Genomic DNA, 26,915 nt, shown 5'->3' with positions numbered 1-26,915 from the left:
CACTAGCAACAGCACTTATTTATTTTGCAACAGATTATTGGCAATTATTAATTCTTCGCTTTTTAGTTGGAATGGGGGTTGGTGGTGAATTCGGAATTGGAATGGCCATCGTAACTGAAACATGGTCTAAAGAAATGCGCGCTAAGGCGACATCCGTTGTTGCACTTGGATGGCAATTTGGCGTACTAGTCGCTTCACTCCTTCCGGCATTTATCGTCCCGCATTTTGGATGGAGAGCTGTTTTCTTATTTGGACTCATTCCCGCTCTATTAGCTGTTTACGTCCGCAAAAGTTTAAGTGAACCGAAAATATGGGAACAAAAACAACGATACAAAAAAGAATTGTTACAAAAAGAAGCTRAAGGTAATTTAACAACYACTGARGCAGAACAACTAAAGCAAATRAAAAAGTTCCCACTTCGAAAGTTATTTGCCAATAAAAAAGTAACGATAACAACCATTGGTCTTATTATTATGTCATTTATCCAGAACTTCGGATATTATGGAATTTTCACTTGGATGCCAACTATTTTAGCAAATAAATATAATTACACGTTAGCAAAAGCGAGCGGTTGGATGTTCATCTCTACAATCGGCATGCTAATTGGAATTGCAACTTTTGGTATTCTAGCCGATAAAATTGGTCGCCGTAAAACTTTTACAATCTATTATGTCAGTGGTACTATATACTGTCTCATTTACTTCTTCTTATTCACAGACTCAACATCATTGTTATGGGGAAGTGCATTGCTTGGATTCTTTGCCAATGGCATGATGGGGGGATTCGGAGCAGTTTTAGCTGAAAACTATCCTGCTGAAGCTCGCTCGACAGCAGAGAACTTTATTTTCGGTACAGATCCAAATACTGTCCCCTCAGGAAAAGTATTTGGATAAATAGCAAAGAGGAAGCATCTCAAATGAAATGCTTCCTCTTCTTATATAAATACAATTATTTATTTTGATTTACTAGCTTTTTGGAACAAGAAGCTAGTTTTATCTTCTTCTTTTACAATACCTTGTTTTAACGCTAATTCCCCTGCGACTTTAGGCGCTAGCCATAGCATTGGGAATAACAGAATAGATACCGGAACAGCCGTCACTACAATGAAGGATTGTAAGGCGTTAATACTTCCCTCACCCATATATAAAAGAATCGCCGCAACTGCGCCCATAATAAGCGACCAAAAAACTCGCAAACTAATTCTAGGATCTCCATCTCCAGTCACTGCCATTGAAATCGAATAAGCCATTGAATCTCCTGTTGTCACTACAAATAAAATTGTTAATAAAAGAAATGCAGGTCCAATAATATTAGATAGTGGCAGTTGCTCTGTAATTGCAATCATAGCCGCTGGCATACCAGATTCACTTAATGCGGTCGAGATAGAACCAGGATTCATTAACTCATAAAACACACCTGATCCCCCTAGTATAGTAAACCAAAACGTTGTAATAATAGGTGCAATAATTCCAATTGCAACGATGATTTCTCGGATTGTTCTTCCTCTTGAAATTCGGCTCACTAAAATTGCCATCATCGGTCCATATCCAATAAACCATCCCCAGAAAAAGATTGTCCACGATCCTAACCAAGCTGTATCACCACGATATGTGCTCATTGGAATAAATTCATTTATATAAAATCCAAACGAAGAAACAAATGAATCGATAATAAATCCACCTGGTCCAAATAGTAATACAAATACCATTAATAGAACTGCTAACCTAACATTTAAATTACTTATAATTTGAATCCCTTTATCAATTCCTGTTACCGCAGATATAGTAGAAACAGCTACTACACAAACAATAATGGCTAATTGAGTAGTAAACACATCAGGAATGTTAAACAATGCTTGTAACCCATAACTTGCTTGTAGTCCTAAAAATCCGATTGGACCAATCGTCCCTGCAGCTACCGCAATAATGGCAAATACATCGATTATTGTTCCAAGCCAACTCTTTCGCAATTTCTCTCCAAAAATAGGATATAAAAGCGTTCGAGGTTTTAAAGGCATATCTTTATGATAATGCCCGTACATCATAACTACCGCACTAATTGTACCTAAAATCGTCCAAGCCAGGAAACCCCAGTGCATATAACTTTGTGCTAAAGCAGGCATTACCGCTTCTTTCGTTCCAGCAGTTATACCTTCATGTATTGGTGGCACCGTCATCAAATGGTACATCGGCTCTGCGGCTGCCCAAAAAACGCCACCTCCGGCAAGTAATGTAGACATAATAATAGCGAGCCATTTTGTCGTACTAATCTCAGGTTTTTCTAGTCCCCCAAGTTTAACTCTCCCATATTTTGAAAACGCCATACACATTGCAACAACAAATGTACCAATTAATAAAACCTGCCAAAAGGCACCAAAATATTTAATTGAAGCTRCAAAACTGCTATTAATGGCTCCCTCTACGTAACTTTTATTTAAAATAACTGCAATTACAAATAATAAAAGTGAGCCACCACTAATAAGAAATACAGGCCAATCCGTTTTTCGACTCTTCATCCTCATTTACACTTCCTCCTTCCTCAGCAATCTAAAAAAACAACTTTATTATGTTTTCTTGTTTACACCCAAAACACAATGATTATATAAGCATAATAATTCATCGATTTCCTACACATTTATGTTGTCCCTAAAAATATGCTAAATCCCTTATTTAAAAGAAAATTTCTATTCCTATTACATAAAAAAGCAAAACAAAAGACCTTATATTTCTATAAGGTCTTCGAAACAGAAATTTGATTATAACATAAGGAACTCCTTGGTTCAAAAAGCCCTTTCCAAAAATAGCCGATAGTAAAGGCTTCCATTTGCTACGTAACAGTAATTAAAAAAAATTATATTTTGCAGAAAAAAACTATACTAGCTATTATTTATGAAAGAAATTCGGCTTCAAAATTTCATTTGGATACGGTTTATGATAAATATGAGTGGTAGCTGGCGACAACGGTGGAATGAGCCACACCCAATTACCTGTTACAACCCGTCCACATGCCGCTTCCAGCTTCTCAAATTGTTGAAATTGTTGTGCAGCTGTATGGTGATCCACAATACTAACTCCTTGTTTTTTAAAAGAATGTAAAACAGCCACGTTTAATTCAATTAGCGCCTTGTCTTTCCATAACGTACCGTTTCTCGATGTATCGAGCTTCATCATCTCCGCAACAGCCGGAAGTAAATTATAGCGATCATGATCCGCTAAGTTACGAGCCCCAATCTCCGTTCCCATATACCATCCATTGAACGGGGCTGCCGTATAAGAAATACCGCCAATTTCTAAGTACATATCTGAAATCATTGGAACCCCATACCATTTTGCTCCAAGTGACGAAATCGGGTATTCTGGGTGTTCAATTGGCACTTCTTTTACTTCTTCTCTCGGAATTTCTTTATATATAGGTGCCTTCCCGTTTATAGAAAACACAAGTGGCAATACATCGAAATTCGTACCTTCTCCTTGCCAGCCAAGTTCCTGACAAAAATCTGTAAACGCAGTAGAATGAGAGTCACCAATCACTCCCATTTCTGTTTTATATCCTGCATACCGAATCAATTGGTGATTATAAATTCGTATATTATTTTCTTCACCTTGATATTGCTTAAAAATTGTAATTGTCGGTTTAACTTTCCCATCGTTCGTTGCATATTTAATATGATGAATTAATGCATTGTATACACCTTCCTCATCATTTACYTCACGTGCATCTAATATGTGCATCTTACTCCAAAATAGTCTTCCGATACATCGATTACTATTGCGCCATGCCATTCGTGATCCATGAACAAGTTCTTCAAATGTATGCTCATACGTCCCCGTCTTCTCTATCTCAACTTGAATTTCTTTTATTCTCTCTTCTATGAATTGTTCTTTATTAAGCTCTTTATAGCAAACCGTAATAAAATGACTCGCTTCCTCTATTAATTGTTTCGTTTTACTCATAAAYGATCTCCTTCTATTTCAACAAAACKTTACTACTTTACAGTATAAGCAAAAAGAATAAGAGTCACAAATGAAAGTCGAAGTGTTACTTTTATTGTAATATTTTTCAGAAAATTAAAGAGATTACTATTGACTTGTATAAAAAATAGGTGTATTTTTGACTCAGGTAAATTATTTTTACCTAGACCAACTTTTTAATAAGAAAGGAGGGAACGTTATGTCTTCATTTCAATTGCCAAAGCTTTCATATGACTATGATGAACTAGAGCCATATATCGATAGCAACACGCTTTCTATTCATCACGGAAAGCACCATGCGACATACGTAAATAACTTGAATGCCGCTTTAGAAAACTATACGGAATTACATAATAAATCTTTAGAAGAGTTACTATGTAATTTAGAAACTTTACCAAAAGAAATTGTTACAGCTGTCAGAAATAACGGTGGTGGACATTATTGTCATAGTCTTTTTTGGGAATTAATGAGCCCGCGAGGTGGCGGTGAGCCTAATGGAGACGTTGCAAAAGTAATTGATTATTATTTCAATACCTTTGACAACTTAAAAGATCAACTTTCCAAAGCAGCTATTAGTCGTTTTGGAAGTGGCTATGGATGGCTTGTTCTGGACGGTGAGGAACTTTCCGTTATGAGTACACCCAATCAAGATACACCTTTGCAAGAAGGTAAAATTCCATTACTCGTCATCGATGTATGGGAACACGCCTATTATTTAAAGTATCAAAATCGGCGTCCAGAATTTGTTACCAACTGGTGGCATACGGTGAACTGGGACCGGGTAAATGAAAAGTATTTACAAGCAATTCAATCACAAACACATTAGTCGTGCGTATAAGGTAAATTTGGTAATGTAAAATTAGTATTGTCGAAATCCTCCAGAATCCCCCGGATTGCCACCGGGGGATTTATGATTATTTCATTGTATTTATGTAATAACRTAAAACTTTTYCCGTCTCTAATTTCAACTCTCGGAACGGGAATCCTAATTYACGAGCCTTTCCATTATGTAACGTACAATTAATCACTCCATTATAAGGAGCTATATTATCTCCTACTTCTTGAATGAGCGCTTTTATCCCGGTATTCTCTTCTATGAAACGAATAACTTCTCTGGTAGAAACCACCCCGTTACTACAAGCATTAATTGGCCCTTCTATGTTTTCCATCCCGCACCAAGCTAAAAACTGTCCTGCTTCCTTTTCATGTATAAATGACAACTCTCCATCTACATGATCCACAACGATAGACTCTTGTTTCACAACATGTTCAACGTAAAATTGTAATCTTTTCGTATAATCGTTTTCTCCAATGACGACGGGAAATCTTACCGCAACGACTGGGAATGTTGCATGTTGAAATAAAACTGCTTCAGCTAATCGCTTGCCTTCACTATAATTGAAATCATTCCTMCCTCCATACGTAATTGTATACTCGTACGGATTGAAATTGTCTTCTAATAGGCCTAACGCAGGMTCATAGACRGCCATTGAAGATGTCATAATGTATTTCTTCGTTTTTCCTTTTARYACTTCACATATTATCTTCGCTGCATTCGAGCTATAGCATAAATTATCGTATACGATATCATAACTTTTACCTTCAAAACGCTCTTCTAGTAGCCTCTCATCTTCTCTATCTACAATCAGTCTTTTTACTGCACTTCCAAAGGAATCTTCAGTAACTCCCCTCGTCGCAATCGTTACATCATGTCCAGCTTGCAACAGTACTTCTACTAAATGTTTACCAAAAAATCTTGTTCCCCCTAGCACCAATACTTTTTTCACCTTCATCATCCCCATTTTTACAAATTGTAAAATATTACCTCTATTATTATAAACGCTAAAATAAAAAAACATGGAATCAGTTTAACGATTCCATGTTTTTTCTACACACGATACATTAACGTACTCGATATTTAAAAATACAATAGCAGCAATATAAAATAGAAATTACTGATACATAAACCCATAGTTCATATATGAATCCCTCGCCCCATACTCCCATAAAATAAAAGAGTGAAGGCAACGTCAATGTTACCCATGATTGTACAAAGGCAATTCTGCCAAGATATTGATTGATATTCTTTTTTTGTGCATTTAATACAAAGAATAAATACCAAAGTAATGCCCACATAAACCATGTTAACGCATTAACAACATCGTGGAATTGAACAAATGAAACAATCATATAGAATAAAGCAATAATTGCTACCCAAATACAGAACCAGCCTAGTCCACTACTATCCATTCCTTTAATAAAAGTAACGCCTACATATAAATAAGTTAAACCAAATAAAAAAGTAGCCGCATATGAATATACCGTCCAATTACTTTGATCAGAAATCATAATCAAATAGAACGGAATGATAATTTGTAATGCCCCCACAAATAAATTAAAGACACCTGCACTTTTCATCTCTACTTTGCCTAATATGACAAGACTATTTAAAAATAATGCTGCACCTGAAAGTAATAATCCTACGTAACCCATATATATTCGTGTGAAAATCTTTCCCTTTCACACTTTTAACCTCCCCACAATATAAAGTGATACTTTATCCCGCATTAACGAGCAGTAAAACTCCCACCTCAAAATTCAGCTAGAGCAAAGAAGTTAAGTGGGAGATCAACTGCCCGTAAAGCCCGATTAGTGAAGGCTAATAATCAGTGGGGATGAACAACCCCCACCCACTGATTAAAGTTTCACTTTATTATTTTTCTTCCTATTTAAAACTACATACATAATTTTTAATCTGAATAAGTTAGACTTCCTACCTTAAAAAATAACAAATTTAAAACGCTTTCAATAATAAATAACCCTATCAAAACATGAAATAGGATTCCTTGATTATAAACGTACTCTAACAATGATACAAGTGTTGGAATACTTTTCRATACTACGTTTTGAATTTCTATAAAAAATTAGTAGAATGATACATTTTCCCTATCTCATTCTATTAATTATTTGCATAAAATATCGTACACTCATATTAATTTAGAAAGGTTTGATATTTATGCCTCTTCATTATCCAAATCATTTTGTTTTTCACTCCACAGGTGTATTAACAAGAGAGCCTGCAACTGTTTCAGCAGTAGTAAACATTGTAAATTTAGATGCATATTACACACACCATGTAACTATAGAGGTTTGGGATTGGTCTAACTATTCTAATCCTGTAAAATTACCTGTACTACTTGGTGAAAATACGGAAGTAGCATTCCCATATATTTTACAAGGCAACCACTTAGCAGTTTTTTATGCTGATTTAGATGACTCTATTGATTTGTATGAAATCCGTATTTCTTATCCTGGCCACTCCAATATTATTGCAAATTGCTTTGGGCGAAGCTTACCACCATATTCAAGCCAAGAAGGTAACACAGTATACCATAAACAGCTCGTTCGAATTCATTAAGTCCCCCTATTATATAAAAAGGTCGGTCAGTAATACATTCATCTTTATAAGATAATCGGATTACTGACCTAAACTGTCATAGTCAATCTTGATAGTCTCTTATTCCAAACAATTGCTATTTATCATAAATATCATTCGGATTAATTGTAGGAATAAATCCATTTATAGAACTATATTTTTTAGATACATTATCTGGGGTCACGGTAAACGTTACAATTTTATTGCTTTGTTGTTTAAAATAACGCATCCAATTTTGACTCCATTCATCTTTCGCAATAACTTGTTTATTGAAGTCTTCCCACAATACACCATGTATAAAATTCAAGGATGTATTTTTGATTGTGTCAAATCCCCAATTCTGTATAAGAAGCAGGTTGGAATCAACACTTTTAATTTCTTTTAATAAATTTACATATGCTTCTCGAAATTTTCCTTGTGTAGCTGGCTGATCATAAAAATAGTCATCAATATCACCAACTGTATCTAAAAACACCCCATCTATACCTTTTCCAATAATTTGCTGTTTTACTTTATTAACAACAATACCTCGGTAATGGTCGTCAGCTAAATTCATAATATATGTATCCCACTGCTCTATTTTCATTTTCTTGCCGTCTCTATAATAATAATCAGATTCCACTACTTGTGGTTTATGCCATGCTTCTAACTCTAAAACACTTACATACCCAAGAACCACTGTTCCTGATTTTTTTAATTGTTGAATTTGTTCTTTCGTAAATGCATATGGCTCTATAATAACCATGTCATACTGTGAAAGTCTCTCAATCACTTGCTCATTTGCTTCACCATAATAAATTTTATAACTTCGTACATTTTTTAAAACTGTTTCCACAACATTTGCTTGTGCGGATGTACTTGAGGAAAAAATAAAAGAAAATATAGCTAAAAAGCATATGGAACGTTTCCACGTCATAATAATATTACCTCCTATACAACTGTAATTTTCTATCGTTTTAAATTTTAACACCTTTAAATATTAATACAAATATAGTAATTCCATAACATTTTACATTTTTTCAAACTCAATATTTTATAAAAATCCCAATAAATTCAATAGATTAACAGAAATTAGAATTTATTTCACTTGAATTTACTACATCCCTGTTGATAAAATGATTGGGGCTTATATATTATATATCTTAAAATAATTCTTTTAAATTATGTATTTTATTTCAGTGTACTATTCCTCAAAATTAAATTTGCAAACGAAAGAAGGGGTTTTTTATGCACTATAGACAATCTAATATATTCCAAAAGATGATTGAACCTACGATTCTCTTTATTGCACTATTTTTTCTATCAATACTAACTGATTTTCTTACACCAACGTATGAATACTTCCTACTCTTATTTATTACATTAATTATTTCTAGCCGGTATGGCATATCTATTGCCCTTTTCGCCTTTCTGGAAGCAATGATTTATATTTGYATAAGCGGTATATATAAAGAAAATGATGTATTACTGTACTTTTATTCATTAGATTACTGGATAAGTTGGATTTTCTTACTTGTTATTAGTTTATGCTGTGGACTGATGAGCACTGCACAAAAAGAACGTTATGAAGATGTACATATGATAAATAATGAGTTGAAAGCTGAAAATAAAGAATTAAAATATGTCGTGAAACAATTGGATGAAACACGTATTACACTACGTTCTCGTGTACTTGAGTCAAATAACCACTTATCTAAAATGTATCATATGTTTAAAGCTTTAAATCATACACATCCTGAAATTGTACTCGATGAAGGAATGAATGTATTAAAAATGTATTTTGGAGCAAAAAAAATTGGTATCTATCACGTTGATAACAATAAACAATCGCTTCGTATTAAATTAAGAGCTGAAACTGGTAAAAATACATTATCTCAATCTATTTTCGTTAAAAACGCTTCCTTAGTCATCAAAAATGCGCTAGCGCATAATCGACCTTTTTTCCGTACAGATGAGGATTTTCAAGACGCTCCACTTTTAGTTGGTCCCGTCCTATTCCAAGATGATGTACAATACGTCATTATATTAGACGAAATCGAATTTTCAAAAGTAACTTCTGAGCAATTCGAACTTTTCACATGGTATTTACGCTGGATGGGTGATCGTTTACAAAACGCTTCTAATCTTTGGCTATCCAGTCAAGAGGATCGCACATTCCCTAAAACAAGCATTTATTATGAAGATGAATTTAAACATTTACTAAAAATAGAAAAGAAACGTTACGAAACACTATCTTATCCATATTCCTATTTTGAGTTCAATGCTCCACAAGATTATTTAGGAATGATAAATTCTATTTTAAAAGACCATTTGCGAGATATCGATATATTCGGTTATAGTGCGACCGAGCAGAAAATCATGATTTTATTACCTGGCACTGAAGAACAGTTTTGTATACAAGTTCAAACTCGTATACAAAACGCTCTTTCTTCTAAAGGAGTGATAGTTTAATGATTTTACTCCTTCTTTATTTTATTTATGTTATTTTGGTTTTTCTTTTATTTCGATTTACGAAAAGTTTGATTACTAAAGATAAAAAAGGAATTATTGAATTTTGCTTGATTCTATCTCTTCTTTTCCCGCTTATCGGACTTATTGTATCAGCAATCATGTTATTACTTAATATAAGACGTTCCAAAACCGAGTGGTTACAGCAATACTCTGATTATGTTGCCTTTCACGTTGATAATTACGAGGATATTTTGGAATCAGCAAAACAAGATATGGACTTAATTTCATTTTCTTCTGGATTAGAACTAGATAAGCCTGAATTACATAAGCAACTCATTGTACAGTTAAGCTCCTCCTCTATTGCTAATGAAGGAGGCTTATTGAAAGAAGCCATTCACCATAAAGATCCTGAAACTGTGCATTACGCAGCAACTACTATTAATTTACTAAATGAACGGTACGAAAAACAAATCGAATACTTAAATAAGCAATTTCTACAAAATCCACAAAATGAAATTGCAAAAGAATTGGTTTCTAACTATTTAAGATATATAAACAGTGGTCTTCTTTCTAATCAGCAAAAAGAAAAAATAATCGCTGAATTTATGAATTTTATTACACAAGGTGTAGAACTATTCCCTAACGAACCTCTTTACCCTTTCCATCTTGGAAATCTGTTTCTACACACAAAACAATATGCAAAGTCTGAAGAACAATTTTTAAATCTTATTCATTTCTATCCTGAATCATATTACGGTTACGTTGGTTTACTTGAAATATATTATGAGCAACAGTTATGGGACGAGCTCTATAACTTAATCAATAATCTAACAGATGCAAAAAGAGTTCATATATTACCGCGTAAATATCAATTATTTGTAAGGCAGTTTGGAGGCGCACACATTGAAAAAGGGGATTAATATATATATCGGGATTATTAGTATCATTTTATTTCTCTTAATTTTATCCATCCTTGTATATCGAACAGAAAATTTTTATCAAAAGTTTTCTGTTCCTAAAACTAAAGAAACAGATACTGTTAAAACGCTCAAAGCAAAAGATGTAGCTCAAAATGGACAAAAAATGCAATTATACGTTTTAAAAACGGATAATACATTAGGGCAACAAGTCGAATTTAATACGAAGAAGGCAATGGATTACGCACACCTACACTATAAAGATATTACAGCTAATGAAATTAAGGGACTTACTCCCTCTCCCTATACAGGGATTATTATTACAGGTGAAATAATGGAGCAACTTCCACAAGCTGATATTCAAAATTTTGTACAAATGGGCGGAAGAATTATTATCGCAAACCGACTTGATTCAGATCCTTCCTGGAACACATTATTTGGTATTACCCAAAAAGAAGGTTTCAAAGATGCGAAAGGATTAACCTTTGAAGAAGTTTTATTCCCTGGTTATCCAGATCTCTCAAGTTCTTCTCCATTGTTTACTCATAGCTCAATGAATATTACGCTAGATGAGAATACAACTAATACTTGGATTACAGCGGAGGATACTCCCATCCTTTGGACCAATGACTACGGTGAAGGAAAAGTCTTATATTGGAATACAACAGCATTGAACGATAAATTAGGTAGAGGTATGTTCGTTCAATCACTGGGTACTATTTTCCCGACTTTCGCTTCAGCACAACTTGGAGCGGAGATTATGTATATCGATGACTTCCCATCTCCGATTCCAAGTGGAGAACTAAAAAACTTAACAACAGAAAAAATTTCTGTTGAAGAATTTTATAAAAAACATTGGTGGAAAAATATGAAGGATATCTCTGAAGATCTTGATATTAAATATACGGGTGTTGCAATTGGGACGTACCAAAATAAAGTAACGCCACCCTTTGAAGATTTCACAGGTAAAAATAGAAATACCTATTTATTATTTGGGAGAGAATTATTAAGTCACGGCGGGGAAATAGGCATTCATGGCTATAACCATCAACCTTTATTATTACCACCAGATCCAGTAGATAAAGCACTTGAATATGTTCCATGGAATTCAAAAGAGGATATGGAAAGCTCCTTAGATGCTCTGCAAAAACTCGTGTATAACTTCTTTCCAAACGAAAAATTAAAAACCTATGTACCACCATCCAATATTATAAATACAGCTGGATTAAGTGCATTAAACGACGCGGTTCCAACTATGGAAACAGTTGCTTCTCTATATGTGGGAAGTAAAAGTAACGGTAGTTTAATTCAAGAATTTGGACCAGATGAACATAATAAAAACATTTATCACTTCCCGCGCATTACGAGCGGCTATGCTATCACAGATGAAGAGCAATTTATCTTAACTGATGTTACCGCAAATTTAGGGGTTATCTCACATTTCGTCCATCCAGATGATATCCTTGATGAAAAACGCTCAGGTAATTTAACATGGGAAGAATTATTTAAAGCTTATAAAAAGACAATTAAAGAAATACGAGAAAGATATCCTTATATGAAAAGTATGACCCAAAGTGAAGCAACTGCTTCTATGAAAATTTATCAAACTGGTGACCTAGATGTTTCTTATGAAGATGATGCTGTTCACATTGCATATAAAGGGTTACCAAACCATACTTCAACAATTATACATGTAGAAGAAGGTAAGAAAATACAACCTGGCTCATTCTCTTACGGTACGGTTAAAAAGCTTGATTCCCAAATTTATAGCGTTACGTTAACGAAAGCCAGCGCTACGATTCCAATTAAAGGAGCATAACAGATGAGAATAGGTTTGGTCGTTGAAGGCAGCTATCCCTTTGTAAGTGGAGGGGTAGCAAGCTGGGTTCAAATGATTATCCAGCAGTTTAAAGAACATGAATTTACGATTTTCGCGATAGTCCCTCAAGTAAAAACAGAAGATGAATATCAATATGAAATTCCAAGCAATGTAAAAGACATCATTCTGATTCCTTTGCAATCAGAAAATGAAGCAAAACATATAAAAACTAATTTAACTAAACAAGAAGTACAGACACTTCAAAAATGGTTTACATTTCAAGCTAACGATACAACAGCATTACAAATATTAGGAAATAAACAAAAGCTAGGAACACTCCATTCCTTCTTCGAAAGCCGTGAGTTTTATGCAATTGTTAAAGAAAGCTATTTATATGAAGAAAGTAGTGGATCCTTCTTAAATTACTTTTGGATGTGGAGATCTATGTTCACACCAATCATTCAAATTTTACAAATTGATTTTCCTGAATTAGATCTTATTCATTCTGTATCGACAGGGTATGGTGGATTGCTTGGTGCTGCAATTAGTGCCAAGTCCGATATACCATTTATTCTAACTGAACACGGTATTTATTCTCGGGAGCGCGAAGAAGAAATACTACAATCTACTTGGATACCAATTGAATATAAAAAAAGATGGGTTTCTTTCTTTCATCACTTGTCTCATCAAGCATATGAACAAGCCGCTGATGTAATTACGTTGTTCGGCCGAAATAGTGCATATCAAAAAGAATTAGGTGCTCCGGCCCATAAACTAAAAATCGTTCCAAATGGCGTTACTTTATCTGACTATAAAGGGTTACGTAAACCAAAATACAATTCGGATAAACTCATCATTTCCGCTATTATACGAGTTGTGCCAATTAAAGATGTAAAAACAATGATTTATGCAGCTAAATTATTATTAGAAAAAGATATTCCATTTATATTTTAYTTACTAGGTCYTGATACRGAAGAAGCAGAATATGCTCAGGAATGTCGTGATTTAATTCAACAATTAGGATTAGAAGAGCATGTAATAATGACCGGCAAAGTAAATATTAAAGATTACTTAAAACAAACAGATATTCTCGTATTAACAAGTATATCTGAAGGACAACCATTAGCTATGTTAGAAGGAATGGCAGCAGGATTACCATGGGTTGTTACAGATGTCGGCTCTTGTAAGGAATTAATTTACGGACAAGATGAAGATCCTTACGGACAATGTGGATTTGTTGTACCACCTGTATCTCCTGAACAAGTTGCCATTCATTTAGAGTGGTATTATCGTCACCCTGAATCCATTCAACAATTTGGGGATAACGGGCGCAATCGTATTGAAGCGCACTATCAATTATCAGGTGTCGTTGATAGTTATCGTAAGCTTTACTTAGAAAGAGGTAAARAAACATGGCAGGGATAGGATTTCGTTTACAAAAATTATTCCAAGAAGACTACTATTCTTCCAGAATAAAAGCGTACGGATTTTCATTATTTGTTACAGCTGGTCCTTGGTTAGTCGTTATTTTAGCAGTAACAGCTATTCGATACATTTTAAGTTTGTTCCATTCTATTTCAATTGAGGAACAGCGCCTTTTTACAATTTCAATTTCATACTGCTTCATTTTTTCTCAAATCATATATGGTGCCTTGCAGCTCATCGTAACTAGATATGTGGCCGACCTTTTATACGAGCAAAAAGCTGATAAAGTATTTTCTTCCTTTTTAGGAATGACGAAAATCACACTTTTTTTAGCTATTATCTTATGGCTTTTGTTTGCAATTTTTACGCCATTAGCCTTGTATTATAAAATCGTGATGCTATTTTTATTTTTAGCTTTAAACATCATTTGGATTCAATCCATTTATTTAACAGCAGCTAAAGATTATCAGTCCATCGCTCTTGCATTTTTAATTGGTTCCATTTTCTCCTTATCTGGAATTGCGCTTATCGCTTACTGGCATCCAACACTTGGAATAGAACACGGATTGGCCCTATTACTTTTAATTTCTTTTACAATCGGGACTTTCATTACATTAGTGTGGTTAAGTATAGTTATTGTACGAATGTTTCCAAATAGTGATGCTACTGAACAATTTACCTTTCTTTCTTATTTAGATAAATATCCAGAACTATTTTGGTCAAGCTTACTTTACAATATTGGCATTTGGGTATGTAACTTTGTTATTTGGTTCGGAGAAGGGCGAGGAAATATTGAAAACACGTTTATTTATCATCAAATTTATGATACATCTGTTTTCTGGGCTTATTTAAGCATTATCCCAACCTATATTTTCTTCGTAGTATCCATTGAAACAAGGTTTTATGAACGGTATAAGAAGTTCTTCGGTTCAGTTAACAATGGGGCGACATTAAATACAATTTTACAATTAAAAGAATCAATGAACTTTGTCCTAAAGCAAGAAATGGAACGAATACTTCGTAATCAAGGTATTTTTTCTTTACTTATTATTTTTATAATATGGATGTTTAGTTCACAATCTGGGAACGTAACACTTGAATACTCTATTTTGCAGCTGACTATAATTGGTGCTTATGCAAACGGGATGGTCCTTGTTATCACGTTACTACTCTTATATTTTGAAGATCGTAAAGGGGCATTTCGAACATCAGCCCTGTTCTTTTCTGCAAATTTGTTATTAAGTCTTCTTCTACTTCCATTTGGGTTCAATGGTTACGGTATTAGTTTTGCACTTGGATCTTCTATTACATTCTTATATGCTATTTCTAGACTCTTTACTTACATTAAAGATATTGATTACTATACGTTTTGTCAGTCAAATACTCCTATAAAACGGCGAACTTTCTTTACTAAATTTGCTAATAAACTTAATGGAAATAAATAAATAAAAATGACCTTTTGCTCCCGCAAAAGGTCATTTTTTTATCTGTTTATTAAACTTCTAGATAGCCATTTTTGTTATTTGATTGCCATCTCCAAGAGTCTGCACACATCTCTTCTAATCCGCGTTTTGCTTCCCATCCTAATTCACGCTTCGCTTTYGATGCATCTGCAAAACATACTGCCACATCACCAGGWCGACGYTCCGTAATTTTATAAGGAACTTCYTTGCCYGAAACYTTTTCAAATGCTTCAACCATTTCCAACACACTATAACCAGTACCTGTACCGAGATTGTATGCATCTATCCCAGTAGTGCCAAGCACCTTTTCAAGCGCCTTTACATGGCCATTTGCTAAATCTACAACATGAATATAATCACGGACACCCGTGCCATCTTTTGTTGGATAATCATTTCCAAATACACTTAATTCCTTTAACTTCCCTACTGCTACTTGTGTTACATATGGCATTAAGTTATTTGGAATTCCGTTTGGATCTTCTCCAATACGTCCACTTTCATGTGCACCAAATGGGTTGAAGTAACGAAGTAATGCGATACTCCATTCTGCATCCGCAAATGCTACGTCACGCATAATTTGTTCAATCATTAATTTCGTTTGACCATATGGATTCGTTGCACTTAATGGAAACTCCTCCGTAATTGGTGATGTTTCTGGAATACCATACACYGTTGCAGAYGAACTGAAGATCATCTTCTTCAMATCATGCTTCTGCATCACTTCACATAGCACTAATGTGCTTGTAATGTTGTTATGATAATACGTTAACGGAATTTCTACTGATTCCCCTACAGCCTTAAAGCCTGCAAAGTGAATAACAGCTTCAATTGTATTTTCTTCAAAAATCGTATCAAGTGCTCCTCGATTTAAAATATCTTCTTTATAAAATTTAAACTGTTTTCCTGTTATCTCTGTCACTCGATTTATAGACTCTACTGAGCTATTCGAAAGATTATCTACTACTATAATTTCGTAACCGTTTTTTAGTAATTCTACGCATGTATGACTACCAATATATCCTGCTCCACCTGTTACAAGTATTGCCATAATTATAGTCCTCCATATTTCATTCATTATAAACTTCTCAAAGTATATCACATATTTCTTATCATATGTTTATTATGCGAACACAGAAACTTACATTTTATCCCATGATTTTTTGTACAATACACGATTCCAATCAGGTAATAAAACCACAAATTGCCGTTGCATAAACTAAACAAAATAATAGTAAACCATTTGCCGAATTTAATGTAATTAAGCAAAAGGGTGCATATGTACCTGCAATTAATATAAAAATCATAGAATGATCTAGCTTCCTAAAGAAATAAATAACACGTTCACTGGCTACGACACTATGATACACAGCTGACGCCATATAAAGGACCATCATCCCGATACCGAATAAAATAACAGCTGTAATTGCAGCAAAAGATGGCATCTTAACAGAAACTTTCACAATCATAGCTAATAATGCAATAAATGATAATACAGCTCCTCCTAAGTGAGTAAATGCATTAACCGGTTCTCTTACATAAGCATTCATATAAACACCCCTCATATAATTACATGTAGTTTTAATAACTACTTGTAATTATATATATATTATTCATACGGGTCAACATTTACATTTCATTTGTTTCGTAATACCATATTTAAAGATATACTAAACATTAAGTTCCACTAAGTTATAAAAGTGAGGGGTTCTACGTGGAAAATATAAATAAATTACTTGAATCATTACATTTAGAAAAAAATATTAAACTTGAGGATATCCCAAATGTCGACTTATATGTAGACCAAGTCGTCCAACTATTTGAGAATACTTATGCGGATACAACGAGAACTGATGATGAAAAAGTACTAACAAAAACAATGATCAACAATTACGCAAAAGGGAAATTATTCATCCCTATCAAAAATAAAAAGTACTCAAAAGAGCATATGATTTTAATCAGCTTAATTTATCAATTAAAAGGGGCCCTTTCCATTAATGATATAAAAAGCTCCTTAGAAAATATAAATGAACCGTTAATAAACGATGATACATTCGAATTAAATACTCTATATAAAGATTATCTTTCTCTTACTGACACCAATGTGGAAAGCTTTAAACAAGACGTAAGTAAGCGTGTTACGGAAGTAAACGCAGTTTCTTCCTTAGAAGATCCAACACTAGAAAAGTTTTTATTGCTAACATCCTTCGTGACTATGAGTAATATGTATAGACGTTTAGCAGARAAAYTAGTTGATGAYCTCAAAAAATCTTAAACAAAAAACTATCCACCTCTTTGAAGTGGATAGTTTTTTGTTTATTTAATTGCTTCATGAACCTTTAATTGTTTCCCTTTAATCGTTGTGTTTTTCATGATTTTTAAAACAAGTGGTCCTTTTCCATTTAATATTTCAACGTAAGAAACATTGTCTTGTATTGTAATAATTCCTATATCTTCTGCTGTAACACCTTTAATTTTAGCAATTGTACCGACGAAATCTACCGCCCTAATTTTCTTTTTCTTCCCGCCATTAAAGTACAATTTCATAATTCCTTTGTTTAGGTCTGCATTTTTATCTTTCTTTATAATTGGTTTAGCATGTATCTTTTCCTCAAATACTGCTTTCCCTTTCATAACTTCTTCTTTTGAAGGTGCAAGTGCCTTTGGAATTTCAAAGCYAATGTACTCCTCAATCTCTTCTAAAAATCTATTTTCATACGGCGTCATGAATGTAATAGCTTTCCCGTTATTACCAGCTCGTCCCGTTCTTCCCGTACGATGTACATAACTTTCTTTTTCTAATGGAATATCATAGTTAATAACATGTGTAATATTATCAATATCAATTCCTCTAGCAGCTACGTCTGTCGCTACTAAATAACGGAACTTTCCTTTTCTAAAATCGTCCATAACTTCAAAACGATCTTCTTGTACCATACCACCATGTATTTTGTCACAAGGATAGTTAACCCGCTTTAACTGCTGAAATACGTGATCTACATTTTCTTGCGTACGGCAAAAAATAATACAACTATCTGGATTCTCAATCGTTGTTACATCTTTAAGAAGTGAAAGCTTCTCCTCTTCTCTCATCTCAAAAAGTGTATGTTCAATTTTATCTGTTGTAATCCCGGTAGCCTTAATTTCAATATGCGTTGGCGAATCCATATACGTACGAGATAACTTTTCAACATCTTTTGGAAGTGTTGCTGAAAATAGCATTGTCATTCGTTTTTTAGGTAATTCGTCAATAATTGCCTCTACTTGATCGATAAAACCCATATTCAGCATTTCATCCGCTTCATCAATAACTAAATACTTCAAACACTCTAAAGAAAGGGTACCTTTTTCAATATGATCTAACACACGGCCAGGAGTCCCAACTACAATATGTGTTTTTTGCTTTAACTCTAATTTTTGACGTGCAAATGGAGATTTACCATAAACTGCAGCGGCCTTAATTCTTTTGAAACGACCTATATTCGTAATGTCTTCTTTTACTTGCACCGCAAGCTCTCTCGTCGGTGTTAAAACTAAAGCTTGTGGCTTATTCTCTTCCCACTCCACCAYTTCACAAAGTGGTATGCCAAATGAAGCGGTTTTTCCACTTCCAGTCTGTGATTTCACGACAAGGTCTTTCYTTTGCAAGGCAACTGGAATAACCTCTCCTTGCACTTCCGTTGGATGTTCATATCCTAAACCAGTAAGTGCTCTTACAATTTCTTTACTTAATGCATAATCAGCAAAACTTTTTTTACTCATATATTAACCTCTTTTTATTCTGTATTATTTTCTTTTTTCGCTTTTTCTATCAATGAATCATCATATACCTTATTATCACCTTATTCATTATACTTGAAAGCTCACATAAAAAGGCGAATCATTCGTGATTCGCCTGACTAAACAAAAGGATCTTCTATTTTAAAAACTTTTTGAAAATATTATTCTGCCTTCTGACCGGTAATAACACTTTCTTTCTTCGGCTTCTCTTCTATTACTTTTTCTTCCTTACGGTTCTCATCTTTTGTTTTATCTACATCTACTGCCCTCGGCACACTCTGTATAATTTGTTCATTCGCATTTTGATAATATATTTTAAACTGTTCTTTCCCTTTCGTTTCCCTAATAATTACGTTAAGTTGCTCTTTTACATCCGCAAACTTCTGCTCGTTTTTCACCTCCTCTACTTTAACTAGCATTTGCTTATATTTTTCTTCCTCATCTTTTTGATTAGCTAAAACTTCTCGTTTTTCTTTTGCTTGTTTGGCTAATATAACTGAACTAGCAGAATCATTTTCAATTTCCCTCAATAACGAAATTGCTCGGTCTATATTACTTTCCTGTAATGCTTCAATCATTTTATTTGTTTGATTCACCTTCAGCCTTATTTCCCGATCATCCTTCTTTTCTTTTAATGCTAATTCAAAAGATGCGACTGTTCTATCGTATTCTTTATTTTCCAATGCTAAATCTCCTTGTTTCTCTGCCTTATCAAATGCATCATTATTGCTACATCCGGCAGTAACCAAAAAATTTATTCCTATTATTAGTATTAACTTTTTCATAGTATTTCCTCAGCCCCCTCGCTCAAAATAAGAGGCATACATACAATCTTATGCAATTATCGCAACTTCCCTTACTTTTTTATAAACGAACATTATTCATAATAAATCTATTTAAATTCGTTTTTAACGTTATTTTTAAAATATATTGGCTTCTTTTCAAAAAAACGTTAAGAAAATCTTTGACTTCTTACTGAAAATGATGTAAATTATCCTATGGACGAACATTTTCAATCAATAAAAATAAAATATTCGTATTTTAGGGGTGTAAATGATGGAAAACGTATTTGACTATGAAGATATTCAATTAATTCCTGCGAAATGCATTGTAAATAGCCGATCTGAATGTGATACAACTGTCACTTTAGGAAAACATAAATTTAAATTACCTGTCGTACCTGCAAATATGCAAACGATTATTGATGAAAGAATCGCAACTTATTTAGCTGAAAATAATTACTTCTATATCATGCATCGTTTCCAACCAGAGAAACGAATTTCATTCATTAGAGATATGCAATCACGTGGATTAATTGCTTCAATCAGCGTTGGTGTTAAAGAAGACGAGTACGAATTCGTACAACAATTAGCTGCTGAGCAACTTTCACCTGAATACATTACAATCGATATCGCACATGGTCACTCTAACGCTGTGATCAACATGATTCAACATATTAAAAAACATTTACCAGAARGCTTCGTTATCGCTGGAAACGTTGGAACTCCAGAAGCGGTAAGAGAATTAGAAAACGCTGGTGCTGATGCAACAAAAGTTGGCATTGGACCTGGTAAAGTTTGTATTACTAAAATTAAAACAGGCTTTGGAACTGGCGGTTGGCAGCTAGCTGCACTTCGCTGGTGTGCAAAAGCTGCAAGTAAGCCAATTATCGCTGACGGTGGTATTCGTACACATGGCGACGTAGCTAAATCAATTCGATTTGGAGCAACTATGGTTATGGTCGGTTCYCTATTCGCAGGTCATGAAGAGTCTCCAGGGGAAACAATCGAAAAAGATGGCAAACTTTATAAAGAGTACTTCGGTTCAGCTTCTGAATTCCAAAAAGGTGAGAAGAAAAACGTTGAAGGTAAAAAAATGTTCGTTGAGCATAAAGGTTCTTTAGAAGACACTTTAATCGAAATGGAACAAGATCTTCAATCTTCTATCTCTTACGCTGGTGGAACAAAATTAGACGCAATTCGTACTGTAGATTATGTAGTCGTGAAAAACTCTATTTTCAACGGTGACAAAGTATATTAATTTATAAATTTAACTAGAAGGACAAGCATTTTTTATGCTTGTCCTTCTTTTTCATGTATAAAAATGTAAAATATTTTCATTTTACTGAATTTTCTAGTATCATGTTTTTAGATACTTATAATAAGGGGGATATAACAAATGAAAAATGTAATTGAGAAACGCCTTATTCGCGCGGAAGTCTCTACTGAATTGACATGGGACCTTTCTGATTTATACRAATCTGATAAAGAGTGGGAAACTGCATTACGTGTATTAACAGMCGATATAAAAAAACTTGATGCATTTAAAGGACAATTACACACTAGCCCCGCTACCTTATTAAATTGCCTACTTTTAGAAGAAGAGCTTTTAATGAAGTTAACAAAACTCGGCGCATATGCAAACTTAAAAGAATCCGCTGATCGTACAGATTCAGTTATTCAAGCGAACTCTTCCAAAATTTCCGCTCTAGGAACGAATGTACATACCGCACTTTCCTTTATTCATAACGAAATTCTCTCATTTGAGGAGGGAACAATTGAAAAATATTTAACTGAGGAAATAAAACTTGAACCTTTCCGTAAATCATTACTAGAGATACTCAAAAAGAGGCAGCACACTCTCTCTCCTGAAACAGAAGAAGCTCTTGCTGCACTCGGCGAAGTTCATAGTTCACCCTACAAAATTTACGGCATGACTAAATTAGCCGATATGGATTTCCCTTCTATACAAGATGAACAGGGAAATGATTTGCCTGTATCGTTTGCATTATTCGAAAGCAAATATGAATTTTCTCCAAGCCCATATATACGTAAAAAAGCATATTCATCATTTGTTTCCACATTGAAACGATATAAAAATACAGTTGCAACAACATATGCTACTGAAGTAAAAAAACAAGTGGCGCTTTCTCGTTTACGCAAGTACGAGTCCGTTACCCATATGCTTTTAGAACCTCAAAAAGTTCCACTTGAAATGTATAACAACCAACTAGATATTATTTATAACGAATTAGCGCCTCATATGCGCCGTTTTGCAGATTTAAAAAAGAAAGTATTAGGGCTTGATCAAATGCTTTTCTGTGACCTACACGCACCGTTAGATCCTGAATTTAATCCAACAATCACTTACGAAGAAGCTGRCAAACTCATTCAAGATTCCTTAAAAGTATTAGGAAATGAATATAGTTCCATTATCGAAAAGGGCTTCAAAGAAAGATGGGTAGACCTTGCAGATAACATAGGAAAATCAACAGGTGCCTTCTGCTCTAGCCCATACGGTTCTCACCCTTATATTTTAATTACATGGCAGGGTACGATGCGCGGATGTTTCACATTAGCTCATGAATTTGGACATGCTGGTCATTTTTATTTAGCAAATAAAAATCAGCGTATTATGAATGTGCGTCCATCTATGTACTTCGTTGAAGCTCCATCAACGATGAATGAATTACTATTAGCCCAGCATTTACTTGCGACTACTGAAGATAAGAGAATGCGCAGATGGGTTATTCTGCAACTACTCGGCACATATTACCACAACTTCGTTACCCATCTACTTGAGGGAGAATATCAAAGAAGAGTATACGCTCTAGCAGAAGAAGGGCAAGCACTCACAGCTACAACTTTAACTGAAATAAAAACGAAGGTCCTTTCGACATTCTGGGGAGATTCCGTAGAAATTGATGAAGGCGCCGGTTTAACATGGATGCGTCAACCTCACTATTATATGGGCTTATATTCTTACACATATTCTGCGGGACTAACTGCTTCTACCGCTGTAGCTCAAATGATTAAAGAAGAGGGACAACCTGCTGTTGATCGCTGGCTTGCTGTACTCCGTGCAGGCGGTACAATGAAACCACTTGAATTAATGAAACACGCTGGAGTAGACATGTCAAAACCAGATGCAATCCGTAAAGCCGTTTCTTACGTCGGTTCCTTAATTGATGAATTAGAACGTTCTTATCAAGAATAAAAATAAGCCCTCGCTTTATGAGGGCTTATTCTATATTTACTTTCCAAATCTTTTGCGGTATCCGCACTTTCTRCATAGTTCTTCTACTGCAACCCTTTTTGAAAATCCATCYACAATATTRTTCGCTCTTTCRCCTTCAATAATATTAGAGAATGAATCATTATTAATATTTCCAAGATTAATAATTCCCTCACCATCTAGACAACAAGGAATAACMGTTCCGTTCGCTAAGATTCCAGCCTGATTTCGAAGACCATGACAGAATCCTTTTCCATCATCCTCTTCTTCATGCAATGCCGGCCACTGGAATTCATAGTCTTGATTAATAAAGACACGTTCCGCAATTTTTATACCTTTTCCCGGTGTAAGCTTCTCTTCAATTTGATAAGATAGATCAAACTCATTTTCAATTATAGATAATAAATCCCTATTTTTTTGGATTTCAGCATTTGTTTTATTATCCTGAGTTAAATTCCATAATCTTAGTGAAACGATTAAGTCCGATTGACTTGTTGCCTCTCTAATGAAAGAAAGTATACTCCTTACATAGCCCTCTTTATCTTGCGAACCTGGGTGTCCATCAAAACTGTGCAGTGAAAAATTCATTTGTCTTAACGCAGGCTTATTTAACAGTCTATGCCTTCTCTTATTAATTAACGTTCCGTTCGTTGTAATATTAACTTTAAACCCTTTTTCATGGCTTAAATCTAATAGTTGATCTATTTTCGGATGGAGCAACGGCTCACCCTTCACGTGCAAATAAATGTAGTCTGTGTGAGGTTTAATTTGGTCTAATCTTTTAGCAAAATCCTCTACAGAAATGAATTGCTTCTGCCTTTCCGTCGGCGGACAAAAGCTGCACGCAAGATTACATACACTCGTAATCTCCAAGTAAAACTTCTTAAACTTCTTCACCTTTAATTCCTCACTTCTATGACTACTTATACTTTTTCCCTCTTCATATTACAGCATATTTTTTTAGAAATAGAAACATACTTATTTTAGGAAATCTACATTCCATATGTAGCAAGGCGATCTATACTTACCGCAAATTCTTCTGATGATTTTTGTTTTCCTTCTATAGCTAACGCAATGACATGCGTATCATCAGAAATTTTATCCAGTATACGAATACCTTCTTTTTCTTTTACAATTAACATTTCTGCTGCACTTAAATTTTCTGGTGCCTTTTCATCTGGCAATTCAATTACTTCTACTTTTGCGTAAGAAGATAATCGTTTTAAATATTCTGCTATACCTTGTTTTAAGTACTTTTCTTTTAATTTCCCAATTGAAATAATCGAGATATTCACATTTATTCCCCACCTTACAAACACGTTATCCACAGGACTTATCCACATATCCACAAATGTTACCCACATATTGTGTGAGAATCTGTGTTCGATACAACATATGTCGCCTCATTTTGACAAAATTCACATGTTTTTTTCTCTTCTTTAGAGTTATCCACATTGTTAATAACCGGTGCGACTTCACACTCATCCACAATGATATCTAATGCTAATTCAACATGTTCTAAACAACAAGGTAAATTCATATTCTTCACCTCACTTTTCTACAATAGAAAACAGGAGGTAGGCCCTCCTGTTTTTAATACTTTTGAATGCCTAATTTCACCGTTGTTGTCGCTCGTTTTGTACCACGATAAAACGTAAGAGTCATTTTATCATTAATTTTTTTATTATATAAKGCCGTGCGGAACCCAATAATATCGCGCACCGGTTTTCCATCTACCGCCACAATAACATCATGTTCTCTAAGACCCGCATCCGTACCTGGCGAAGGACTTTTCACATCTAAAACACAAACTCCTTCTGTTACGTTACCTGGTAAGTGTAATGTTTTTGACCAATAGTAATTTGGAATCTCATTTAATGATCTTAGTTCAATCCCAACATAAGGTCTTTTTACTTTACCGTACTTTTCTAGTTCATTCATAATAGGAACAGCTCTCGTAACTGGAATAGCTAGTCCAATTCCTTCTACTTCTTTTGCTGCAATTTTCATTGAGTTAATACCTATTAATTGTCCCGCTACATTTACAAGCGCTCCACCACTATTACCTGGATTAATTGCCGCATCTGTTTGYAATACTTCTACTTGCCAATCGTAATGTCCATCTTGATYTAAATCTACAGGAACAATACGCTCATTAGCCGAAATAATACCTTGTGTTACAGTTCCGGAAAATTGTAGCCCAAGTGGATTTCCAATCGCAATAACTGGTTCTCCTCTACGAACGGTATTAGAGTCGCCAATTTCAATCACTTTCTTCACATACTTCGCATCTATTTCTAGTACMGCTAARTCMGTGACTACATCGGTTCCTAATACTTTACCTGGAATTTTCTTACCGTCACTTAAGCTCACTTCAATACGATTCGCCCCAGCAACAACGTGGTTATTCGTTACAATATACGCATGTCCATCTGTTTTCTTATAAATCACACCAGATCCTGTACCAGCTTCCGAATCAGCCTCTGAAAAATCGTCTCGTTGAATATTAATAACACCAACAACAGCCTCTGAAGCACGATCAACAGCGTCTACAAAGCTAATCTGTTTAACAGGAACATTTCCACTTTGAGCTTCAGCCATATTTTTTTCACTTGCTTCAGCTTGCGGAAGCTTACCTGCATGATTTGAAAATAAAGGAGCTCCAAATGCAAATAATGAAGCCCCTACAATTGTCCCCGCTATGCTAGAAATGACAATACCTTTATGTTTCTTTTTCCCTGCACGTTTAATACGATATTTTTCTTCATCAATAAAGGACATATTTGTTCACCTATCTTCCTGAAAACAACTATATTCACCTTTATTGTTTACTAAAATGAAGAATTATACGTATTGAATTTTCGTAGGCATTTTTTGATCCGTATCATGTATTTCAAAGGATTCTCCAACCCCAAAACCTTTTTCTTCTAATACTTGTGATACAGACATACGCGCTAATTCTTTCATGTTATTATCTAGGCTTAAATGCGCTAAATAAATGTGTTTTGTCTCATCTGTAATAACATCGGCCATCGCTAATGCAGCATCCTCATTACAAACGTGGCCAACGTCGCTTAAAATGCGTCGCTTAATGCTCCATGGATAGCGTCCCATACGAAGCATTTCCACATCATGATTGCTTTCAAACACGAAAGCATTTGCTCCCTTAATAACACCTTTCATACGGTCACTTACGTAGCCCGTATCTGTAATAAGAGCTAACTTTCTATTATTGTTATGAAAAGCGTAAAACATCGGTTCCGCCGCATCATGAGAAACACCAAATGATTCAACTTCAATATCCCCAAATGTTTTCACGTCTCCTACTGAGAAAATGAATTTTTGATCAGTTGGGATATTACCTATTAAATGTTCCATTGCATTCCATGTTTTCTCGTTCGCATAAACAGGTAAATCATATTTACGCGCCAATACACCTAATCCTTTAATGTGATCACTATGCTCATGTGTTACAAGAATACCTGATATGTCATTTATATTCAGTTCAGCTTGTTTAAATAAAGCCTCTGTCGCTTTACCACTTAAACCTGCATCGACAAGCAGTTTTTTTTCATCTGTTCCTACATATAGCATATTCCCTGTACTTCCACTTGCAAGTACACTAAAATGCATGCTCATTCT

At 34.5% G+C, this 26,915-nt stretch carries 22 protein-coding genes and 3 pseudogenes; 11 read left to right on the top strand and 14 right to left on the bottom strand.

What is annotated here, in order from left to right; all coding sequences use genetic code 11:
- Positions 1-884, top strand: a pseudogene (locus tag AC1DJR_RS03840) (MFS transporter); the annotation flags it as partial.
- A 68-nt stretch (positions 885-952) separates the two neighbouring features.
- On the opposite strand, the gene AC1DJR_RS03835 reads toward AC1DJR_RS03840, so the two are convergent.
- Both AC1DJR_RS03835 and AC1DJR_RS03830 read right to left on the bottom strand, forming a co-directional pair.
- Positions 953-2,521 carry a BCCT family transporter gene (locus AC1DJR_RS03835; protein WP_477002051.1) on the bottom strand — a complete coding sequence of 523 codons (1,569 nt, stop codon included), beginning with the start codon at positions 2,519-2,521 and terminating at the stop codon, positions 953-955.
- Positions 2,522-2,882: 361 nt separating this feature from the next.
- On the bottom strand, positions 2,883-3,953 hold the full coding sequence (locus AC1DJR_RS03830; protein ID WP_410590689.1) for a nitric oxide synthase oxygenase: 1,071 nt from the start codon (positions 3,951-3,953) through the stop codon (positions 2,883-2,885).
- A 217-nt stretch (positions 3,954-4,170) separates the two neighbouring features.
- Between AC1DJR_RS03830 and sodA the strand changes: the two genes are divergently transcribed.
- A complete protein-coding gene (sodA, locus tag AC1DJR_RS03825; protein ID WP_002068665.1) occupies positions 4,171-4,797 on the top strand; it encodes a superoxide dismutase [Mn] in 627 nt (208 codons plus the stop codon).
- A gap of 88 nt (positions 4,798-4,885) precedes the next feature.
- On the opposite strand, the gene AC1DJR_RS03820 is transcribed toward sodA, so the two are convergent.
- Together AC1DJR_RS03820 and AC1DJR_RS03815 are read right to left on the bottom strand one after the other, a co-directional pair.
- Positions 4,886-5,773: an NAD-dependent epimerase/dehydratase family protein gene (locus tag AC1DJR_RS03820; protein WP_477002052.1), complete on the bottom strand. Its 888-nt coding sequence runs from the start codon at positions 5,771-5,773 to the stop codon at positions 4,886-4,888.
- A gap of 100 nt (positions 5,774-5,873) precedes the next feature.
- A complete protein-coding gene (locus AC1DJR_RS03815) occupies positions 5,874-6,464 on the bottom strand; it encodes an AmiS/UreI family transporter (protein ID WP_002068662.1) in 591 nt (196 codons plus the stop codon).
- 523 nt (positions 6,465-6,987) lie between these two features.
- Between AC1DJR_RS03815 and AC1DJR_RS03810 the strand changes: the two genes are divergently transcribed.
- On the top strand, positions 6,988-7,389 hold the full coding sequence (locus AC1DJR_RS03810; RefSeq protein WP_429687420.1) for a hypothetical protein: 402 nt from the start codon (positions 6,988-6,990) through the stop codon (positions 7,387-7,389).
- Between the two features lie 115 nt (positions 7,390-7,504).
- Here AC1DJR_RS03810 and AC1DJR_RS03805 read toward each other — a convergent pair whose 3' ends face one another.
- Positions 7,505-8,323 (bottom strand): glycoside hydrolase family 191 protein, encoded by an 819-nt coding sequence (locus tag AC1DJR_RS03805; RefSeq protein ID WP_429692041.1) that lies wholly within the window; start codon positions 8,321-8,323, stop codon positions 7,505-7,507.
- 311 nt (positions 8,324-8,634) lie between these two features.
- Here AC1DJR_RS03805 and AC1DJR_RS03800 point away from each other — a divergent pair, with 311 nt between their 5' ends.
- Genes AC1DJR_RS03800 through pelG form a run of 5 tightly spaced genes read left to right on the top strand, consistent with a single transcriptional unit; the run spans position 8,635 to position 15,464 of the window.
- Positions 8,635-9,858 (top strand): GAF domain-containing protein, encoded by a 1,224-nt coding sequence (locus AC1DJR_RS03800; RefSeq protein WP_410590698.1) that lies wholly within the window; start codon positions 8,635-8,637, stop codon positions 9,856-9,858.
- Positions 9,858-10,778, top strand: a complete 921-nt coding sequence (locus AC1DJR_RS03795; protein WP_002035014.1) for a tetratricopeptide repeat protein — start codon at positions 9,858-9,860, stop codon at positions 10,776-10,778. The genes AC1DJR_RS03800 and AC1DJR_RS03795 overlap by 1 nt, the downstream gene beginning before the upstream one ends.
- Positions 10,762-12,594 (top strand): DUF2194 domain-containing protein, encoded by a 1,833-nt coding sequence (locus AC1DJR_RS03790; RefSeq protein WP_429687422.1) that lies wholly within the window; start codon positions 10,762-10,764, stop codon positions 12,592-12,594. The genes AC1DJR_RS03795 and AC1DJR_RS03790 overlap by 17 nt, the downstream gene beginning before the upstream one ends.
- A 3-nt stretch (positions 12,595-12,597) precedes the next feature.
- Positions 12,598-14,019 carry a GT4 family glycosyltransferase PelF gene (gene pelF / locus AC1DJR_RS03785; RefSeq protein ID WP_477002050.1) on the top strand — a complete coding sequence of 474 codons (1,422 nt, stop codon included), beginning with the start codon at positions 12,598-12,600 and terminating at the stop codon, positions 14,017-14,019.
- Complete coding sequence (gene pelG / locus AC1DJR_RS03780; protein ID WP_002167287.1) at positions 14,007-15,464, top strand: exopolysaccharide Pel transporter PelG; 1,458 nt, start codon at positions 14,007-14,009, stop codon at positions 15,462-15,464. Before pelF ends, pelG begins: the two co-directional genes overlap by 13 nt.
- Before the next feature lie 49 nt (positions 15,465-15,513).
- On the opposite strand, the gene galE is transcribed toward pelG, so the two are convergent.
- Both galE and trhA read right to left on the bottom strand, forming a co-directional pair.
- A complete protein-coding gene (galE, locus tag AC1DJR_RS03775; protein ID WP_477002049.1) occupies positions 15,514-16,530 on the bottom strand; it encodes a UDP-glucose 4-epimerase GalE in 1,017 nt (338 codons plus the stop codon).
- 139 nt (positions 16,531-16,669) lie between these two features.
- Positions 16,670-17,029 (bottom strand): annotated as a pseudogene (gene trhA / locus AC1DJR_RS03770) (PAQR family membrane homeostasis protein TrhA); the annotation flags it as partial.
- Positions 17,030-17,193: 164 nt separating this feature from the next.
- Here trhA and AC1DJR_RS03765 point away from each other — a divergent pair.
- A complete protein-coding gene (locus AC1DJR_RS03765; protein WP_410590710.1) occupies positions 17,194-17,754 on the top strand; it encodes a DUF1836 domain-containing protein in 561 nt (186 codons plus the stop codon).
- A 41-nt stretch (positions 17,755-17,795) separates the two neighbouring features.
- On the opposite strand, the gene AC1DJR_RS03760 is transcribed toward AC1DJR_RS03765, so the two are convergent.
- Entirely contained in the window at positions 17,796-19,241 is a 1,446-nt protein-coding gene (locus AC1DJR_RS03760; RefSeq protein WP_477002048.1) for a DEAD/DEAH box helicase, read from the bottom strand.
- A gap of 179 nt (positions 19,242-19,420) precedes the next feature.
- Positions 19,421-20,044: a hypothetical protein gene (locus tag AC1DJR_RS03755; RefSeq protein ID WP_477002047.1), complete on the bottom strand. Its 624-nt coding sequence runs from the start codon at positions 20,042-20,044 to the stop codon at positions 19,421-19,423.
- A gap of 271 nt (positions 20,045-20,315) precedes the next feature.
- On the opposite strand from AC1DJR_RS03755, the gene guaC reads away from it, so the two are divergent.
- Together guaC and pepF are read left to right on the top strand one after the other, a co-directional pair.
- Entirely contained in the window at positions 20,316-21,299 is a 984-nt protein-coding gene (gene guaC / locus AC1DJR_RS03750) for a GMP reductase (protein ID WP_477002046.1), read from the top strand.
- A 138-nt stretch (positions 21,300-21,437) separates the two neighbouring features.
- Positions 21,438-23,255, top strand: coding sequence for an oligoendopeptidase F (gene pepF / locus AC1DJR_RS03745; protein WP_477002045.1), 1,818 nt, complete (start codon positions 21,438-21,440; stop codon positions 23,253-23,255).
- A gap of 36 nt (positions 23,256-23,291) precedes the next feature.
- Here the strand turns inward: pepF and AC1DJR_RS03740 are convergent, their stop codons facing one another.
- The 5 genes and pseudogenes from AC1DJR_RS03740 to AC1DJR_RS03720 all read right to left on the bottom strand — a co-directional run bounded on the left by AC1DJR_RS03740 (position 23,292) and on the right by AC1DJR_RS03720 (position 26,912).
- Positions 23,292-24,170 carry a radical SAM/SPASM domain-containing protein gene (locus AC1DJR_RS03740; protein WP_002016446.1) on the bottom strand — a complete coding sequence of 293 codons (879 nt, stop codon included), beginning with the start codon at positions 24,168-24,170 and terminating at the stop codon, positions 23,292-23,294.
- Positions 24,171-24,271: 101 nt separating this feature from the next.
- Positions 24,272-24,568, bottom strand: a pseudogene (locus AC1DJR_RS03735) (23S rRNA (pseudouridine(1915)-N(3))-methyltransferase RlmH); the annotation flags it as partial.
- Positions 24,569-24,627: 59 nt separating this feature from the next.
- On the bottom strand, positions 24,628-24,813 hold the full coding sequence (locus AC1DJR_RS03730) for a CxxH/CxxC protein (protein WP_002035001.1): 186 nt from the start codon (positions 24,811-24,813) through the stop codon (positions 24,628-24,630).
- Between the two features lie 53 nt (positions 24,814-24,866).
- Positions 24,867-26,054 (bottom strand): S1C family serine protease, encoded by a 1,188-nt coding sequence (locus tag AC1DJR_RS03725; protein WP_477002044.1) that lies wholly within the window; start codon positions 26,052-26,054, stop codon positions 24,867-24,869.
- A 63-nt stretch (positions 26,055-26,117) separates the two neighbouring features.
- Entirely contained in the window at positions 26,118-26,912 is a 795-nt protein-coding gene (locus tag AC1DJR_RS03720) for an MBL fold metallo-hydrolase (protein ID WP_002138925.1), read from the bottom strand.
- Positions 26,913-26,915: the final 3 nt, after the last annotated feature.

The organism is Bacillus sp. 05T31 (assembly GCF_056396725.1).
This window is presented reverse-complemented; position numbering and strand designations above follow the sequence as displayed.